Genomic DNA, 19,364 nt, shown 5'->3' with positions numbered 1-19,364 from the left:
AGAATTAAATATTCTTAATAAAAATACTTGCAAATCATCAAATAATAACTATTTTTGCACCCTGATTATATTAACCTCTGGCGAAAATCGTGAATGTTAGTGTAACATAAATCATGAAATCATATAAAAATGGAAGATTTAGTAAAATTTGTACAAGACGAATTTGTTACAAAAAAAGAATTCCCAAAATTTAATGCAGGTGATACAATCACTGTATATTACGAGATTAAAGAAGGTAATAAAACTCGTACACAGTTCTTTAGAGGAGTTGTAATTCAAAGAAGAGGTTCTGGAGCAACTGAAACTTTTACAATTAGAAAAATGTCTGGAACAGTTGGTGTTGAACGTATTTTCCCTGTTAACTTACCAGCACTTCAAAAAATCGAAGTAAATAAAAGAGGTAAAGTACGTAGAGCACGTATCTTCTACTTTAGAGGTCTTACTGGTAAAAAAGCACGTATCAAAGAAAAAAGAAATTAATTTTTTCTTTAAATATAATTTAAAAAGATCACCATGGGTGGTCTTTTTTTTATGAACAAAAGTTAATAACTACAGTTCATAAACGTTTGATAAGTATTATGTTAGCAATTCTACAATAAGATATAAGTTTTTCTTATATTTATATTAGAAAAACACATCAGTAAGAGATGACACAAGGATTCCTACTTTGTTTTTCTCTCCACGTTCTTTGAACAATTTTGCACCATTAGTCAATTAAAATAAATATAAAACTAAAGTTATTTTTTTGAGTACATCCTTGAAATCACTTTGAGGGCTTAACTTTAAAATAATTTCAAAATGAAATTCAAAAGAAAAAATAAGGTTTTGACACCTTTTTAATTTTTTAAATGGTACTTGGCTACATGAGTAATTTATAAATAATTACATATAGTAATAGAAACATAAACTCAAAGTAGTCTCACGAGTAAATTATAGATTATTTTTTTAATCCTAAAAATTTACTCAAATTAGGAAAATAGATTATTTATGTTATAAACAACGTAAGTTTTTATTTTATAGCGGGTAAAACAGCTAGCATAAAAAAATATTTTTCGATAAAGCCATATCAAAATACTAAGTATTCTTGATATGGCTTTTTATGTTTATTACCACTTATTTAATTATAAATAATACATTTTTTTATCTATAATTCTTCAAAAACCATAATTAGAACCTTTTAAACCAAAAACTAAAAACGAACAGGTTGTATTTAGGTAACTAGATTTGTATATTCGCGCTCGGAAATTATTGACTACAAACAGGGAATCTCCTGATAAGATCAACTTAAAAAAAGAAAACCCTTTTTGTTTGTCTTTATAAAAAACAACGACTAAGTATTTCCTGATAATAATATCAAAAAATAATTAGAGTATTAATTATTATTGAGCTTTCAAAATTCAGGGTTCCTAATTTAAAAAATCTAAAAATATGGGAGTGAATAACTCAAAGATTGTTTACACTAAAACTGATGAAGCACCTGCTTTGGCAACATATTCTTTTTTGCCTATCATAAAAAAATTCACAGAATCTGCAAATATCAATGTAGAAACAAAAGATATCTCTCTTGCAGCAAGAATTTTAGCTAATTTTCCTGAACACCTTACAGAAAAACAAAAGCAAGCCGATGCACTTTCAGAATTAGGTTTACTTGCCCAACAACCCGAAGCTAATATTATTAAACTTCCAAATATAAGTGCTTCTATCCCTCAGTTAAAAGCTGCTATTGCCGAATTACAATTACAAGGGTACAACATCCCCAATTATCCAGAAGAACCAGCAAATGATACTGAGAAAGAAATTAAATCAAGATATGATAAAATAAAAGGTAGTGCTGTAAACCCTGTTCTTAGAGAAGGAAACTCTGATCGTAGAGCGCCTAAACCGGTAAAACAATACGCGAGAAAAAACCCTCATTCTATGGGAGCCTGGAGTGCAGACTCAAAAACCCATGTCGCTACAATGTCTAGTGGAGATTTTCGATCAAATGAAAAATCAGTGACGCTAACCAAAGAAGAAGATGTCAAAATTCAATTTGTAGATAAACAAGGTAATATCACTATTCTAAAAGAAAGTACCCCACTATTAGAAGGTGAAGTTATAGATGCTACGGTAATGAGTAAAAAAGCACTTGTAGCATTTTTAGAAGAGCAAATTGCTGATGCAAAAGAGCAAGATATATTGTTTTCATTACACATGAAAGCGACAATGATGAAAGTATCAGACCCTATTATTTTTGGTCATGCTGTAGAAGTTTTCTTTAAAGACATTTTTACTAAACATGCAGATACACTCGAAGAAATAGGTGTTGAAATAAATAATGGTTTTGGAGATCTTATTAATAAGCTAAAAAAATTACCTGAATCCAAAAGAAATGAAATAAAAGCTGATATAGCAACTTGCTACGAAAAAGGACCAAAACTAGCAATGGTGAATTCTGATGAAGGAATTACCAACCTACATGTGCCAAGTGATGTTATCATAGATGCTTCTATGCCTGCTATGATAAGAAACTCTGGTCAAATGTGGGATGCTCAAGGCAATACTCAAGACACCAAAGCAGTAATCCCTGATAGCAGTTATGCAGGTATTTATCAGGAAACTATAGATTTCTGTAAGAAAAATGGAGCTTTTGACCCTACTACTATGGGAACCGTACCAAATGTTGGGCTTATGGCAAAAAAAGCAGAAGAGTACGGATCTCATGACAAAACTTTTGAAATTAAAGATAATGGTATCGTGCAAGTTATCGATACTGCTGGATCAGTATTAATTGAGCATACTGTCGAACAAGGAGACATCTGGAGAATGTGCCAAACTAAAGATGCTCCTATTAAAGACTGGGTAAAACTAGCTGTAAACAGAGCAAAAGCAACAAATACTCCAGCTATTTTTTGGTTAGATAAAAACAGAGCTCATGATGCAGAATTAATCAAAAAAGTAGAGACATACTTACCTAATCATGATACTACAGACCTTGATATTAGAATTATGTCTCCTGTAGAAGCTACAAGATTTTCTTTAGAAAGAATAAAAGAGGGTAAGGATACAATTTCTGTAACAGGAAATGTGTTACGAGATTATAACACAGATCTATTCCCTATTCTTGAATTAGGTACAAGTGCAAAAATGTTATCTATTGTTCCTCTAATGAATGGTGGAGGACTTTTTGAAACTGGTGCTGGAGGTTCTGCTCCAAAACATGTGCAACAATTCAATAAAGAAGGTCACCTTAGATGGGATTCGTTAGGAGAATTTTTAGCTCTTGCTGTATCATTAGAACATCTGGGAGAAGTAAACAACAATCCAAAAGCGTTAGTAATCGCAGAAGCGCTAGATCAAGCTACCATCAAATTTTTAGAAAATAAAAAGTCTCCTTCTCGCAAGGTAAACGAACTAGATAACAGAGGTAGTCATTTTTATTTATCATTGTATTGGGCACAAGCACTTGCCGCACAAGATAAAGACACAGAATTACAAAGTGAATTTAGTAAAATCGCAAATCAGCTTTCTGATAATGAAGAGAATATCATTAATGAACTGAACAATGCACAAGGAAATACTGTGGATATGGGCGGATATTACTGGCCAAATACAGATAAAGTTTCTAAAGCAATGCGCCCAAGCGAAACATTAAATACAATAATAGGAGCTTAATCTAAAAAGCTCAATTATACAAAAACGAGAAATTAAGTATTCTTCGTATCATACAATTTTGATATAAAAACTTAATTTCTCGTTTTTTTTATTTTTCAAAAAATCACCCAAAATAGACTTAAAAACCTACTAATCAAAAACTTAAAATCCCACCTAAGTAAAATCCTTCTTACAAATATATCATCACCAAGATGAGATTAATATATATTTTTAATCTTTATGCAACCTTTTAGTTATTGCATTGTCAATACAAATAAACAATAAGGCTAGCATAGTAACGAAAGATATACAACTAAGTAACAACTAATTGAGAACCAATATTCTTTATACCCATAAAGAACTTGTTGAAAAAAGCAAGTCTGGTGATAGAAATTCGCAATATCAACTATATAAATTATATGTAGATGCTATGTACAATATTAGCATGCGAATGTTGGGAATAAAAGAAGATGCAGAAGATGTTGTTCAAGATAGTTTTATAGAAGCATTCAAAAATCTAAACTCATTTAGATACGAAAGCACCTTTGGTTCCTGGCTCAAAAGAATTGTTATCAATAAGAGTATTAATCATTTAAAATTAAAGAAAATACCTGTAGCACCTCTAGAGTATCATGAATACACTATAAGTGAAGAGACAAATGAGCAGAATAAAGATATCCCTTTAGATATTAATAAGATAAAAAAAGGAATCAATATGCTGCCAGAAGGATATAAACAGGCAATTAACCTTTATTTGATAGAAGGGTACGATCATAATGAAATAGCAGAAATACTTGGTATTACCACTTCTACCTCAAAATCACAGTATCATAGAGCAAAGAAAAAATTAGTTGAAATTATAAAAGCATTATAATTTATGGACGATCTTGAAAAATATATCATCGATAATAAAAATAAATTCGAAGAGCACAATCCTGATGTTTCCAAAATATGGAGTGCTATCGAATCTCAGCTACCGGATCAAAAAAAGTATAAAATATACAATCTGGCATGGTTTAAAGTTGCTGCCAGTATTCTTATCATAATAGGTACTTTTTCGATAATGTCACGAATAAATACTATTAAAACAACGCAAAACCAGACAAATCCAATAGTACAGCAAGAACTAAGAGACATCGATACGTATTACAAAGACTTAGTTGCTTTTCAAGTAAAATTAGTTGAAAACAATCCAAAACTTCAGCCAGAAGAAAAAGAAAAGTTTTTATCATTCATGAAAGAGTTAGATATCGAACATGAAATCTTAAAACAAGAAATGAACAAAAACTTAAACAATGAATACATTCTTGAGGCTATTGTAAATAATTATAAAAAAAGAATAGAATTAATAGAAAATCTATTAGAGCAGATTAATAATTCTAAAAAATCATATCATAATGAAGGTTACGTTTTATAAAATCTTTTTATTGGGTGCTCTATTGTTGGGTCCGATGTGTATGGTATATGCGCAAGAAACTGTTACCAAACAGATCAAAGAAAGCCATCCGTTAACGAATACCGGCGAATTGCATTTAGAGAATAAATATGGTAATATAACCATCAATGGTTGGATCAAAAATGAAATACAGGTAACTGTGGATATCAAGGTAATCAAAAAGAAAAAAGAAGATGCTGAAGAACTATTACAACGAATTACCCCTGTATTCAATTACGCAGATGATTTTATTAATATCTCTTCTATCATAAAAGAAAGAACGGATAATTTTATATCCAGATTTTTTAGCAAAACCAATCTTTTTGATTTTGATAAAAGTAATATTCAAATAGATTATACGATTTTTTTACCTGCAAATGCAGAAATTGACTTAACAAACAAATTTGGAGATGTAGTGATTAGCAGTTGGAGCGGAAAATTAAAATCGAACGTCCAACATGGCAATATATGGATTAATAAAAATCTTGATAATGCTGCAATAGACATGCGATTCGGTAAACTCAAAACAAGAGCCATTACTTATGGAAATATTACATCAAAAAATGGCGAAATTGATATCTCAACATCAAAAAATTTAAGAATAAACAGCAGCGGAACAATTATAAAAATAGAGAATGTAGAAAAACTAGAGATCCACTCTAGTAAAGATCAAATTACACTAGAAAATGTAACGGATATTGATGGAGAATTAATGTTTGGAAAATTGAATCTATACAATATTCAAAACAATATTAACCTTACTATGGAAGTAGCAGATGTTTGGATCTCTAATATACATAATCCTAACCCTAATATAATGATCAATCAAGAATCATCAGAACTTAACATAGATGTCTCTGGTTTAAATATAAATTTTCATGCTGCTCTAGAAGAAGGGTTGTTAAGAATACCAAAATCATTTACCAATATAAAAACTACTGTTATTGACAAAAGAAAAAGAATACGAGATATCAGTGCCTTTTATGGAAATACAAAAGAAACAACCGGTACTTTTAATATTACAGGTAAAAAAGGAATTATAATCCTAAAAGAGTAAAATTTTAAGCCTATATCTGGTATATAGATGTTAAATGATAGTAAACGTGCAACTATTTAATATTTGAATTGTCAATAAGATAACAAATCAATCAAAATGAAATACATTCTGGCAATCATATTTTTGATGTTAACTACTAATTTGTATAATATTTCTGCTCAGGAAAAAGAGAAAGATAAAGATTACATCGAATTTAATGATAGGAAAAACATTGTACATGGGTTTTATCTGGGGCTCAATGTCAGTTTTGGAAAAATTGAAAAAGAAAATGCTTCTGCAATAAGTTTAAAACTAGCATACGTGGCTAATCGAAAATTTGAAATAGGGCTTACTACAAAAGGAATATATTCTCAACAAAATTTATCTGGAATTTTTCCTAATACAGAAGCAGATCTAGCAGCATTTTACAGTGGGCTTCATTTAGAACCTATTTTTTTTAGTAAATCCAAAATAAATCTATCATTCCCCATTTTAATAGGTGGTGGAGCTGCAGGATATATCAATGAAGAATGGAGTGGAGATGAATTAGAAGATCGAGTAGAAAAAGATTGGGACGCTATATTTGTAATAGAACCGGGAATCAACGCCTTGTACAATATCTCAAGATATGTTCAATTTGAAGCTGGAATCAGATATAGATTTTCAAGTAAACTAGAATTAAATCCTAATACAATCGATGATATTAATGGTTTTTCGATTAGTATTGGCACCAAGGTAGGAATATTTAATCTTGGTAGAAATCGTTATAAAAAAAAGATACCTAAAGAAAATGAATGATACAGTAAAAATTCGTAAAAATAAGTTGGATGTTGTTTATGTATTTTCTAAAGACAACAAAGTATATCTCAAGCAAAACAAATATTCAAATACAACAGATCAACAAAATCATAACAACACAGAAGAATGGCTTCCTGTTCATTTCCAATGGGTTGTTTAAAAAATCATAAACAATAATCATCCACAAAGGTAATATAACTTAAAATTAACCTTAAGGTTATTTTAATAATAAAAGTATATATCTTCCTTTATACAATGAATTAATACAAATGATAAATAACTCACCATTGAAAAAACATAAACTCTTTAGTATACTATTATTTTTCTTATTCTTAGCAAGCCTATCAGTGTCTGCTCAAGAAAAATTTACACTTAGCGGAACTATTTCAGAGATTTCCAGTAATGAAACTCTAATAGGGGTTAACGTGATCTTTCCTGAAATAGGAAAAGGTGTTGTCACCAATGTATATGGTTTTTATTCTATTACACTCCCAAAAGGAACATATAAGTTACAAGTAAGCTATTTAGGTTTTAAAGACATTGTTCAGGAAATAGAACTTAATGAGAATAAAAAACTGAATTTTCAACTTGACGAAGCATCAGAAATGCTAGATGAAGTAGTTATAAAAGAAAAAGCAGAACGGTTAAATATTAAGACCCCCCAAATGAGTCTTAATAAACTATCTTCTGCAACAATAAAGCAAATCCCTGTGGTTTTGGGAGAGGCAGATGTAGTAAAATCTATATTATTACTACCTGGGGTAACTAGCGCTGGTGAAGGTGCTTCTGGTTTTAATGTAAGAGGAGGTGCTGCCGATCAAAATCTGATATTATTAGATGAAGCAATGATCTTCAATTCATCCCATCTCTTCGGATTCTTTTCTGTATTTAATCCGGATGCCATAAAAGATATCAAGCTTTATAAAGGTGGAATCCCTGCAAGGTATGGAGGAAGAGTATCTTCGGTATTAGATATTTACCAAAAAGAAGGAAACAGCAAAAAGTTTAAGATGAATGGAGGTTTGGGAGCTGTTTCAAGTAGATTACTTCTCGAAGGCCCTATAGTAAAAGATAAAGGTGCTTTTCTTGTAGGTGGTAGAGCTTCATATGCACACTTATTCCTTCCACTTGTAGATGATGGTAATGATAATGTTGCTTATTTTTATGATTTAAATACTAAATTAAATTACAAAATTAATGATAACAACAACCTGTACTTATCAGGATATTTTGGTCGTGATGTATTCAGAATAGATGATAGCTTTGAGAATATTTATGGGAATACGGTACTTAATTTAAGATGGAATCATTTATTTTCAGATCAACTATTTTCAAACCTCTCATTAATCTACTCAGATTATTTTTATGGTTTAGAACTTGATTTTGTAGGTTTTGAATGGGACTCCGGTATTAGAAACTTCAACCTTAAATACGATTTTAAGCATTATCTAAGTGATAATTTTCAACTTAATTATGGGATCAACAATATATATTTCAAATTTAACCCAGGAGAAATAAAACCTAATAGAGAAGATTCTGGGATTATTAGAGAAAAGTTAATTGACAAATATGCGAATGAATTTGGAGCATATATTGATGCTGAACACAAGATTTCTGATAAATTGACCTTACAATATGGATTAAGGTTAAGTAATTTTATAAGATTAGGACAGGATGAACTCAACATTTATGAAGATAATAATCCACTCTCCTTTAATCAAGATATACAAATCTATGAATCAAACGATCCTATAGGAACTGAAAACTTTAGTAGGAGTGATCGCCTCAAAACGTTTACTAATCTAGAACCAAGAATAGCAATGGCTTATGCTTTTGATAATAATAATTCTATAAAAGCAAGTTATAATAGAATGGCACAATATCTCCATTTATTATCCAATACCAGCTCTCCTACTCCATTAGACGTATGGACACCTAGCGGGAGGTTTATTAAACCACAATTACTCAATCAATATGCATTAGGGTATTTCAAAAATATCGATGATGGTACTTATTCTATCGAGACAGAAGTATTTTATAAAGATATCAAGAATCGCATTGATTATATTGATGGCGCTGATCTAATCGCAAATGATGCGATAGAACAAGATATTTTAAATGGTGAAGCTCGTGCTTATGGTTTAGAGCTTTTACTTCGAAAAAATGAAGGAAAATTCAAAGGATGGTTTGCATATACATTGTCTAAATCAGAACAGAGAACACCAGGAAGAACTCCAGAAGAACCAGGGATAAATAATCGTAAATGGTACAATACACCGTTTGACAAAACACATGACATCTCTTTTAACGGAACTTATGAACTGAATGAAAAATGGCGCTTTGGAGCAAACTTCATTTTTCAAACCGGTCAACCTACCAACTATCCTACAGGTCAATTTGAATACCAAGGCCTACTAGTTCCTGTATTTGATTCACCACGTAATAGCGAAAGATTACCTGCTTTTCACAGAGTTGATATTTCTGCTACGCTCACTCCAAGAAAAAATAAAAATCGAAAATGGCAGGGAGAATGGGTATTTAGTATTTATAATTTATATAATAGACGTAATGCTGCATCTATAAACTTTGCAAGAAATGAAGATACTTTTGTAAATGAAGCTATTAGAACATCAATTTTTGGTATTGTTCCTGCAGTAACATATAACTTTAAATTTTAAGGGTTAAAAAAATGAAAAAATTATTCTATATCATATTAATATCTTTATCATTCACAAGTTGTGAAGACGTAATCTCAGTAGATGTTCCAGAAGGAGAACCAAGATTAGTAGTAGATGCCTCTTTTGAATTATATCTCAACGAAACTCCTGTTTCTGTAGAAGGAGGCGTAAAGTTGACAATGTCTGCTCCATTTTTTGATGAGGATATCCCAACTGTAAGTAATGCAACAGTCTTTATCACAAATCTTTCTGACAATTCTGTTATCAATTTTACAGAATCTGGTGAATCTGGTTTCTTTCTTCCCGAATCAGAAGATTTTATACCAGAATTTGATACTTCATATCAACTAACTGTACTGTATAATAATGAAACCTACACAGCTACAACACAATTATTTCCTTCAGTACCTATAGATAATATAGAACAAGGTGATGGCGAACTATTTGATGACGAAACCGAGATAATTGTATCTTTTACAGATGATGGTAACCGAGATAATTTTTATCTTTTTGATTTTGATTTCAATCTTTTAGAAGTAAGTGAAGATCGATTTTATCAGGGAGAATCTGTAGATTTTTCATATTTCTATGAAAATAATGTCACAGGACGCACAGCAACGATTAAAATTTTAGGAATAGATAAACAATACTTCAATTATGCCGACCTTTTAATAGATCAAAGTGATCAAGATGGTGGAAATCCTTTTCAAACACCACCGGCATTATTACGAGGAAATATTATAAATACTACAAATAGAGATAATTATGCTCTTGGTTATTTTAATCTTTCTGAAGCAAATAGATTTGATTTTACGATAGCTGAAAAAGAAGAATAGTTTACAATAGGTACGTAATGTCAAAAATGAGTATTTTTGACATATGCAATTTATAAAGACCACAGAGCAGTCTTCAAAATACAATCATTTAGAAAAAATGACTGTAAATGAACTGCTTACAAACATCAATACAGAAGACAAAACTGTTCCACTAGCTGTTGAAAAATCAATTCCTCAAATAGAAAAATTAGTTGATCGCATTGTCGAAAAATTAAAAGATGGAGGGAGGCTTTTTTATATTGGTGCTGGGACCAGCGGACGCCTTGGGATAGTAGACGCAAGCGAATGCCCCCCAACGTTTGGAGTTTCTCATGGTCTGGTTGTGGGGCTAATTGCCGGGGGAGATAAAGCAATACGAAAAGCAGTAGAATTTGCCGAAGATAGTATTGATCAAGGTTGGAAAGATCTTAATGATTACCAAATATCAAAAAAAGATGTCGTTATTGGTATTGCAGCTTCTGGTACAACTCCTTATGTTATAGGTGCTCTAGAATCTTGTAACGCCAACCAAATCACAACCGGTTGCATTACGTGTAATGATGGTAGCCCTTTAGCAAATACCGCCAAATTTCCAATTGTAGTAACAGTAGGTCCCGAGTTTGTTACCGGAAGTTCTAGAATGAAGGCAGGAACCGCTCAAAAACTGGTTCTAAACATGATCTCTACAACTACAATGATCAAATTAGGAAAGGTAAAAGGTAATAAAATGGTTGACATGCAATTAAGTAATAATAAACTTGTTGATCGTGGTATTAGAATGATAATAGACGAACTTAAGGTTACTCAGGAAGAAGCCGAGCAGTTGTTAAAAAAATATGGTAATGTTCGTAATGCTATAAAAAATTATGGAACCTAGAAAAACTGATAAAAACATATTAGGAAAGGGAGTACAACGTATGGCCATTGCACTCATTTTTATGTTTATAAGCCCTGTAATCATACATTCTGCTTTCAAGAATCAAGACCATCCCATGTATGTTCCCATATTAATCCTTGGACTACTTGGAGCAGGCTTTGCTATATTTATGGCATTTAGAGGACTAAAAACCATAATGGAATCAATTTTCGGAAAAAGATAAATAGACAATTAAATCCCTTCTCTTTTATTGACAGGAGATGTAGGGTTATAACCAAATCCGGGAATTTTTACTTCTAATTCTAATTGATGCAATATATAACCGATAATCGCATAATGATGTATTGCATGACTATTTGCATGGCATAAAACACTTTCCAAAGTATAATTAACCGTCACTTTTCCCTGACCCATATTATCAGTTACATTAAGTAAATAATCTGTATTGCTCTCTTTGTAAGACAAAAGTGTTTCCTGGATTTCTTGTATGCGCGCTATAGCAGAATCTTTATTTGTAGACAATATTTCATCTCTTTTACGAGCAGTCAAATCAATATCGTTGGCATCTAAACCATTGATGATACAATCAAAAAAATCAAGAGTATGCCTTATATGCGATCCTACACTAGAATAGTAGGGTCCTATTGATGAGTCTTGATATGTTGTGGAGTCTAAAGAACCTAATAAAGCAATCGCATTATCAAGGTTTTTGTGTATTGAGGATATAAGTAAGTGCTTCATATTATAAAGTAAGATACATAAATAATTTGCAAAATAAATATTGGTATTTATAATTTTATTTTTTTTAGCATTTAATTTAAAATAATATATAAGTAGGAACGTTATTAATTTTCTTACAGTTTGAATATCATATTTTTACCCCGAGTAAGATATTTTTCACCAAAAATAGGGTTAAACCGTAAAAATCAAGACAAATGACGCATTTCATCGATTAATGACGGTTTTTTTTGGATGATATAAATAAAATATTGTATTATTGTTTCGTGATTTAAAAGCCCCGTATGATGAGTAAAGTAATATTAACTTCATTTCTATCGTTTTTTTTATTCCAGATCAGCGCACAAGACTTGTATGAAGACGCACTAACAGCCGCAAGCTATGCTTACGCTCACAGTAAGAAAGCCCATGGTGCTAATAATGTTTTTCATACACAAGAGTATGCAGACAAAGCCATAGAATCTTTTTCAAAAGTAGAAAGTTTAGCAGAAGAATGTAATTGTAAAGAAGCTAATGAAACAGCATATCAAGCTAAAGTTGATATGGAGAGTTCTTTGCAACAAGACACATACGAGCGTAGTAGATTTTTTGCTAAGCGTGCTAAAGAATTAGGTGCAAAAATATTAGAGCAATTAACATATTGTCAAGCCAACGAAGGTAGTAGCGATATCGCCATGGTAGAAGAAGATAATGAATCTGCTGAGTTAGCAGAAGCTGCTCAAGAGGTAGCTCAAAAGAAAGCAGAGTTAGAAAGAAAACGCCTTCAATTAGAAGAGGAACAGAAAAGGCTAGAATTACAGATCGCAGAACAAAACAAGATGAAAGCTGACCTTAATGCTAAGCGAGCAGCAGAATTAAAGAAACAGTCTTTGATAAAATCAAAAGCAGAACAAGCTCTACAAAAGTTAGAAAATGCTCTACAAGAATTAAGTGTTGTACTTAATGAAGAATCAAAATTCGAATCATCATCAGATTATGTAAGAAGTGAAAACGATCTCAAAAATGAGTCTCTTGATGAAACAAAAAGTTTCTACGTAGATAGAGCTAAACAACTTACAAAAACAGCTATGCAACAATTTGCAACTTATAGCGCAGAAAATTGATTACTTAATTTTATTTTGTAGCCCCGAAATAGAATTTTTAATCTGACATCCTCAATATAGGGGATGTCATTTTTTTTACCCTCTACTCTACTTCTCTTTTATGATTTATCATCATATTAAATATTTTTACTGGTACGTTATAACAAATAATTTGTAAAAGGAATCATAATATTTGTTTTAATGGAATTATTCCATATTTTTGGAAATATTCCATTTTTATAACTATTGAGAACTATATTACATCTTGATCTAGATTCGTTTTATGTATCTACAGAACGGTTAATCAACAGTTCATTACTTCAGAAACCTATTTTGATAGGAGGAACTAATGATCGTGCTATTGTAATTGCCTGTAGCCAAGAAACCAAAGCATATGGCATACATAATGGCATGCCTATGAAAACAGCTAAAGAACTATGTCCAGAGGCGATAAGCATAAGCGGTAACAACGCTGCTTACAGCAAATATTCTGAACTTGTTACAGAGATCATTAAAGAGAAAGTACCCGTTTTAGAGAAATCAGGTATTAGCGAGTTTTATGCTGATCTATCTGGTATGGATAAGTTTTTTGGAACATATAAATATGCTATAGAATTACGACAAAAAGTAATTTCTGAAACAGGGCTGCCTATATCATTTGGACTTTCGCAAAATAAAACAGTCTCAAAAGTAGCAGTAAATGTAGCTAAGCCTAATAATCAAATTAAAGTTGATTTTGGTACAGAGAAATCTTTTATGGCTCCCCTTTCAGTCAAAAAAGTACCTATGGTCGGTCAAAAAACATATCAAATGCTAAGAAATCTTGGTATTCGATATGTAAAAACAATACAAGAAATGCCTGTAGATGTGATGAAAGGTGTTTTGGGAACAAATGGATTAACAATATGGAAAAGAGCTAATGGAATAGATAATACACCTGTTATTGCATACTCTGAGCGTAAATCTATATCACTCGAACACACTTTTAACAAAGATACCATAGATTTATATAAGCTAAAAAATCTTTTAGTTGCTATGACAGAAAATTTATCATATCAACTGCGAAAAGAAAACAAACTTACTGCTTGTATCGTACTAAAAATTAAGTATTCTGATTTCAACATTTATACTAAACAACAGAAAATTCAATATACAAATGCAGATCATATTTTACTTACTAAAGTTTTAGAACTGTTCAATCAATTACATCAAAAGCGATTACTAATACGATTGGTTGGTATAAAATTCAGTCATCTTATAAAAGGGAATCTACAAATCAATCTATTTGAAAAAAATACAAAACAATATCAATTATATCAAGCATTAGATCATATCAGAAATAAATATGGAGATCAAAGTATTGCTAGAGCTTCTTCATTAGAAACACATAAGCTTAAAACAGTTTCTCCTCTTATTCCTGTTATCCATAAAAAATAACTCTAAAGATATATGTATCTTAATTGTCACTCATACTACAGTTTACGTTTTGGTACTTTCTCTGAAGTAGCGCTTTTGGAGTTAGCCAAAAAAAATGAAATAGATTGCATAGCACTTACTGATATTAACAATACATCTGCATGTTTAAATTTTATAAGAAAAGCTAAAGATTATACTATTAAACCTATCATTGGTATCGATTTTAGAAATGATTATCAACAATTATATGTAGGGTTAGCAAAAAATAACGAAGGTTATAAGGAACTCAATGACTTTTTATCCTATCATCTACATCAAAAAATTGATTTCCCGGAGGCTGCTCCAGAGTTCAAAAATGCCTACATCATATATCCATATAGACGATTCAAATCGTCGCAAAAAATAAGTCTTAAAAATAATGAATACATAGGTATTTCGAATCAAGAGTTATTTCAGTTTCATTTTTCCAACCTTAATATTAAGCAGCATAAAATTGTGGCATTACAGCCTGTTACCTTTAGAACTAAAAAGGATTTTAATGCACACCGTCTACTACGCGCTATCGATAATAATATATTATTAAGTAGCTTACCCAAAAAGCAACAAGCTTGTTTTTCTGAACAGATGATACACAAGCAAGATATCGAAATGCAATTTTCTGAATACAAATACATCATCAATAACACAATAGCATTACAAAAGAAATGTTCTGTAGATTTTGACTTTTCTAAAAACAAACCTTCCTTAAATCAAAATACATTTACAGGTAATGTAACCGAAGACAACGAACTACTAAAACAACTCTGCAACGAAGGTTTAAAAAAACGTTATAAAAACAATCTCACACAAAAAGTCAGGGATCGACTACAAAAAGAATTAGCGTTGATCATCAAAATGCAATTTGTATCTTATTTTTTGATCAACTGGAGAATTATCTCTTATGCAAAAAGTAAAAAGTATTATTATGTAGGACGCGGCAGTGGAGCTAATAGTATTGTAGCTTATTTATTAGGCATTACAGATGTAGATCCAATAGAATTAGACTTGTATTTTGAACGTTTTATAAATGCGCATCGCACTAGTCCTCCGGACTTTGATATCGATTTTTCCTGGAAAGATCGACGAGATATAACTCGTTTTATTTTTGAAGAATTTAAAAATGTAGCACTCTTAGGTACTTATATTACCTTTCATCATAAAGGAGCAATCAGAGAGTTAGGAAAAGTTTTTGGTTTACCTAAATTTGAAATTGACAAACTAGCCGAAGAAGATTATGATTATCAATCACTTGATCAAATTCAACGGCTTGTTATCATATATAGTAATCTTATTAAAGGAATGCCTAATTACTTGAGTATTCATGCAAGTGGTATCCTGATAAGTCAGAAAAATTTGCACTATTATTCTGCCACAAACCTACCTCCAAAAGGTTTTCCTACTGTACAATATGATATGATCATAGCCGAAGATTTAGGACTATATAAATTCGATATTCTGGGACAACGCGGGCTTGCCAAAATAAAAGACGCTTTGAGTATTATAGAATACAATCAACCTCAATCAAAAGATATTGATATACATGATATCAAAAGTTTTAAAGAAGACCCAAATATTAAATACTTGATTAGAGAAGCTAAATGTCTAGCATGTTTTTATGTAGAATCACCAGCCATGCGTATGCTTTTAAGCAAATTAAAAACAGATAGTTATATAGGTCTAGTAGCTGCTAGTTCGATTATAAGGCCAGGTGTTGCCAAAAGCGGTATGATGCGAGAATACATATTAAGAGTACACAATGTAGAAAGAAGAAAAAATTCGCACCCAATAATGCTAAATCTTATGGAAGACACTTATGGTATTATGGTATATCAAGAAGATGTAATCAAAGTAGCTCATCTGTTTGCTAAACTCACTCTTGATGAAGCAGATGTTTTGCGGAGAGGAATGAGTGGAAAATTTAGATCCAGGAAAGAATTCAAAGAAGTAAAACAAAAATTTATCTCTAATTGTAGAAAAGAAGGATATAAAGATTCTTTGATTATAGAAATTTGGAATCAAGTCGCCAGTTTTGCCGGATATGCTTTTCCTAAAGGTCATTCTGCTTCATATGCTGTAGAGAGTTATCAAAGTTTATTTCTTAAAGCTTATTTCCCTTTAGAGTATTTAGTAGCTACATTGAATAATGGAGGAGGGTTTTATCGTCCCGAAGTCTACTTATATGAAGCAGAATCTTTGGGTGCAGAAATATTACCTCCATGTATCAACACCAGCAATTTTGAGCATTCTATCAAAGGAAATTGTATTTTTTTAGGTTTCATGAGTTTAAGGGATTTAGATCATAAAACTTCAGAAATTATATTGCTTGATCGAACTCAAAATGGTGTTTACACCTCTCTCGATAATTTTTTAAAAAGGGTTCAGATCAGTATCGAACAACTAAGTATACTCATCAAAATAGGCGCTTTTAGATTCTCTCAAGAAAACGAATATGAATTATTATGGAAAGCACATTTTAGAGCAAATAAAGTCCTTGCAAATACTCAGGAACAACCCTTATCTTTATTTGATCAAAACTCTAAAGAATATAATTTACCAAAATTACACACTTCTCATCTAGAAATTGCTTTTGAACAAATTGAAGCTTTTGGTTTTCCTCTTTGCGGTTATTATCAAATACTTGCTAATCCGCCACGCAATACGACAACTGCAAAACAATTAAAAAAGCATCTAAACAAACAAATAGATATATACGGTTATTTAATTTCCATCAAGAATACTAAGACGCATACAGGAAAACGAATGGTTTTTGCTACTTTTTTAGACCAGTCTAAAGAAGTTTTTGACACAGTACTATTTCCCAAAGTCCAAGAAAAATATAAACTAAAACATAAGGGTATCTATCGAATCTATGGAAAAGTGGTAGACGAATTTAGCTTTTTAAGCATAGAAGTAAACAGAATTATAAAGCAAGATTATATCCCCGATCCCAGATATGCATGATTGATCATATACACCCTAAAAATTTTAACCAACAACTCATAAATCGTTTTCACAATTAAATTCTATATTCACTTTATTTAAGTCATTCCATAATGTATCTTTAAATTTCTTTGGAGATAAACGAAAGTAAATGATATGTTTATTTATCTTACTACAAAAAGCTTCAGAAACTTTTATATTTAAAAGTATTTTTTCTTTTTTAAAAAATGCATCATATACTTCAATATTCCCTTCAAAATGAGCATTAGATGTTTTTGACTTTTTGAATATGACCTTTGTTTTTGGTAGTTTTTTAAAAAATTTAAATTTTGTAAGTAATCCCATTTTCATGAGCCCTGTAAAATATACATTCATATCAGACTCAAGTTTCGAAATAGTTAAATCCGGATTCTTTTCAAGTATCCAAACAAAAACATAGCTAAAATATTCTCTACTTTTTATATCTCCCCAACCTTCAGCAAAACGTATATGTTCTTCTCCTTTATAAGGTAAAGATTTCGCAAATATTAATGGAAATTCTAAAACTTCTTTTCTCCAAGTATCGGGAGCTTTTAATATATTATCTGTCTTTGTTGTTTTACAACTTATAATACTTAAACCAATTATTAATATTAAGATGATCCGTAAATTTTCTGTTCGCATATATAATCTCATTTAAATTTTGAGATCACAAAGTAATGCCACAAAAAGCTTCGCGACTAATTAATGTGACTAATAGGAAGTTTTTGGGATGTATTGGAAAAGAATTAATTATCAGAGTATAACTGTTACTACTATTCTTGATTAAAAACTGTATTGAACAAACAAATTCTAGATCTCGATACAGGGATTTTATGTGGTATTCCATCGATAGAAATTTGATATCCCCTTGAATTTCCTTTGACTTTTATTATTTTGTTTATGTTAATTACATAAGAGCGATGACATCTAAATAAAAATGAGTAATCTTTTATCTTATCATTTATATTCGAAAGTGTATTTCTGACTAGATAAGATTTTACTTTTTCTTCATCAATATAAAAGACCTCTATATAATTACCACTACTTTTTAGCATCAACACCTGATCAGGGGATATTTCCAGTTGTATTTTTTCTTCTTCAGAAGTAAAACATATTGCTTTCACTAATGACTTTGAAATTTCTTTACTTTTCGGAATAAACAAGTCATTTTTACTACTTACATCTACTATATCATGTAGTAAAAAGTAGCGCCTAACAAATAATGAGAGAGGAATAAACAAAATTTCAAAGACGAGAATATATTTAATAGAGACTTTAAACCATTCAATATAACTGATATTATTGAATCCCCCTGAAAACTGATTAATACTAAATGATAACACCAAGAATATAGTAATATCGAATATAATATTGACTATATCATAAAAATTAGTGGTATCATTACTTGTGTTATCTTTAATAAAGTATGATGAAATACATCTTGTAATGAAGGTAATTAATAAAACAAGAACCGCTGAAAGGAAAGAATCACTTAAAACTTTTGATAATGTATATGATCTATACTCAAATGGCTGAAATAGGACCAGAAGTAAAAGAACCAAACCACTAAACAATAGTGATATAGTGAATTCATATTTTGAATACAATATCCATTTTTTTTCTATTCTATTATTCCAACTATATTTCATTAGGATATAGATTAAATTCTTTAAAAATATAGAATATTACGATACCAATATAAGTCAATACACATAAAACTAAAAAAAACCCTTCATTTTAAGTAATGAAGGGTTTTGAAGAAGGCGGCGACCTACTCTCCCACGATTGTAGTACCATTGGCGCTAACGGGCTTAACTACTCTGTTCGGAATGGTAAGAGGTGAGCCCCGATGCTAT

At 30.8% G+C, this 19,364-nt stretch carries 17 protein-coding genes and 1 rRNA gene; 14 read left to right on the top strand and 4 right to left on the bottom strand.

What is annotated here, in order from left to right:
- The first annotated feature begins 129 nt into the window (after window positions 1-129).
- From rplS to FHK87_RS21845, 11 genes are all read left to right on the top strand, one after another.
- Window positions 130-480 carry a 50S ribosomal protein L19 gene (rplS, locus tag FHK87_RS21890; RefSeq protein ID WP_140596759.1) on the top strand — a complete coding sequence of 117 codons (351 nt, stop codon included), beginning with the start codon at window positions 130-132 and terminating at the stop codon, window positions 478-480.
- Window positions 481-1,428: 948 nt separating this feature from the next.
- Complete coding sequence (locus FHK87_RS21885; RefSeq protein ID WP_140596756.1) at window positions 1,429-3,654, top strand: NADP-dependent isocitrate dehydrogenase; 2,226 nt, start codon at window positions 1,429-1,431, stop codon at window positions 3,652-3,654.
- Between the two features lie 307 nt (window positions 3,655-3,961).
- On the top strand, window positions 3,962-4,507 hold the full coding sequence (locus FHK87_RS21880; RefSeq protein WP_226294373.1) for an RNA polymerase sigma factor: 546 nt from the start codon (window positions 3,962-3,964) through the stop codon (window positions 4,505-4,507).
- A gap of 3 nt (window positions 4,508-4,510) precedes the next feature.
- A complete protein-coding gene (locus tag FHK87_RS21875; RefSeq protein ID WP_140596753.1) occupies window positions 4,511-5,050 on the top strand; it encodes a hypothetical protein in 540 nt (179 codons plus the stop codon).
- Complete coding sequence (locus tag FHK87_RS21870) at window positions 5,031-6,125, top strand: hypothetical protein (RefSeq protein ID WP_140596750.1); 1,095 nt, start codon at window positions 5,031-5,033, stop codon at window positions 6,123-6,125. Before FHK87_RS21875 ends, FHK87_RS21870 begins: the two co-directional genes overlap by 20 nt.
- 96 nt (window positions 6,126-6,221) lie before the next feature.
- Window positions 6,222-6,902 carry a hypothetical protein gene (locus FHK87_RS21865; RefSeq protein WP_140596748.1) on the top strand — a complete coding sequence of 227 codons (681 nt, stop codon included), beginning with the start codon at window positions 6,222-6,224 and terminating at the stop codon, window positions 6,900-6,902.
- Entirely contained in the window at window positions 6,895-7,062 is a 168-nt protein-coding gene (locus FHK87_RS26415) for a hypothetical protein (RefSeq protein ID WP_226294372.1), read from the top strand. The genes FHK87_RS21865 and FHK87_RS26415 overlap by 8 nt, the downstream gene beginning before the upstream one ends.
- A 109-nt stretch (window positions 7,063-7,171) precedes the next feature.
- Window positions 7,172-9,580 (top strand): TonB-dependent receptor, encoded by a 2,409-nt coding sequence (locus FHK87_RS21860; protein ID WP_140596745.1) that lies wholly within the window; start codon window positions 7,172-7,174, stop codon window positions 9,578-9,580.
- A gap of 11 nt (window positions 9,581-9,591) precedes the next feature.
- Complete coding sequence (locus FHK87_RS21855) at window positions 9,592-10,416, top strand: DUF4249 domain-containing protein (RefSeq protein WP_140596742.1); 825 nt, start codon at window positions 9,592-9,594, stop codon at window positions 10,414-10,416.
- A 43-nt stretch (window positions 10,417-10,459) separates the two neighbouring features.
- A complete protein-coding gene (murQ, locus tag FHK87_RS21850) occupies window positions 10,460-11,272 on the top strand; it encodes an N-acetylmuramic acid 6-phosphate etherase (RefSeq protein WP_140596740.1) in 813 nt (270 codons plus the stop codon).
- Window positions 11,262-11,495 (top strand): DUF6095 family protein, encoded by a 234-nt coding sequence (locus FHK87_RS21845; protein WP_140596737.1) that lies wholly within the window; start codon window positions 11,262-11,264, stop codon window positions 11,493-11,495. The genes murQ and FHK87_RS21845 overlap by 11 nt, the downstream gene beginning before the upstream one ends.
- 8 nt (window positions 11,496-11,503) lie before the next feature.
- On the opposite strand, the gene FHK87_RS21840 is transcribed toward FHK87_RS21845, so the two are convergent.
- Complete coding sequence (locus FHK87_RS21840) at window positions 11,504-12,013, bottom strand: DinB family protein (RefSeq protein ID WP_140596735.1); 510 nt, start codon at window positions 12,011-12,013, stop codon at window positions 11,504-11,506.
- Between the two features lie 281 nt (window positions 12,014-12,294).
- Here FHK87_RS21840 and FHK87_RS21835 point away from each other — a divergent pair, with 281 nt between their 5' ends.
- The 3 genes from FHK87_RS21835 to FHK87_RS21825 all read left to right on the top strand — a co-directional run bounded on the left by FHK87_RS21835 (window position 12,295) and on the right by FHK87_RS21825 (window position 17,508).
- Window positions 12,295-13,113, top strand: coding sequence for a hypothetical protein (locus tag FHK87_RS21835; protein WP_140596732.1), 819 nt, complete (start codon window positions 12,295-12,297; stop codon window positions 13,111-13,113).
- Window positions 13,114-13,338: 225 nt separating this feature from the next.
- Window positions 13,339-14,529, top strand: a complete 1,191-nt coding sequence (locus tag FHK87_RS21830) for a DNA polymerase Y family protein (RefSeq protein ID WP_140596729.1) — start codon at window positions 13,339-13,341, stop codon at window positions 14,527-14,529.
- A gap of 12 nt (window positions 14,530-14,541) precedes the next feature.
- A complete protein-coding gene (locus tag FHK87_RS21825; RefSeq protein WP_140596727.1) occupies window positions 14,542-17,508 on the top strand; it encodes a DNA polymerase III subunit alpha in 2,967 nt (988 codons plus the stop codon).
- 36 nt (window positions 17,509-17,544) lie between these two features.
- Here the strand turns inward: FHK87_RS21825 and FHK87_RS21820 are convergent, their stop codons facing one another.
- The 3 genes from FHK87_RS21820 to rrf form a co-directional block, all read right to left on the bottom strand.
- Window positions 17,545-18,150 carry a hypothetical protein gene (locus tag FHK87_RS21820; protein ID WP_140596724.1) on the bottom strand — a complete coding sequence of 202 codons (606 nt, stop codon included), beginning with the start codon at window positions 18,148-18,150 and terminating at the stop codon, window positions 17,545-17,547.
- Between the two features lie 131 nt (window positions 18,151-18,281).
- A complete protein-coding gene (locus tag FHK87_RS21815; RefSeq protein ID WP_140596722.1) occupies window positions 18,282-19,157 on the bottom strand; it encodes a LytR/AlgR family response regulator transcription factor in 876 nt (291 codons plus the stop codon).
- A 109-nt stretch (window positions 19,158-19,266) separates the two neighbouring features.
- Window positions 19,267-19,364 (bottom strand): 5S ribosomal RNA (gene rrf / locus FHK87_RS21810); the annotation flags it as partial.

Source organism: Aquimarina algicola (assembly GCF_006443095.1).
In the GTDB taxonomy this organism is placed as follows: Bacteria; Bacteroidota; Bacteroidia; order Flavobacteriales; family Flavobacteriaceae; genus Aquimarina; species Aquimarina algicola.
This window is presented reverse-complemented; position numbering and strand designations above follow the sequence as displayed.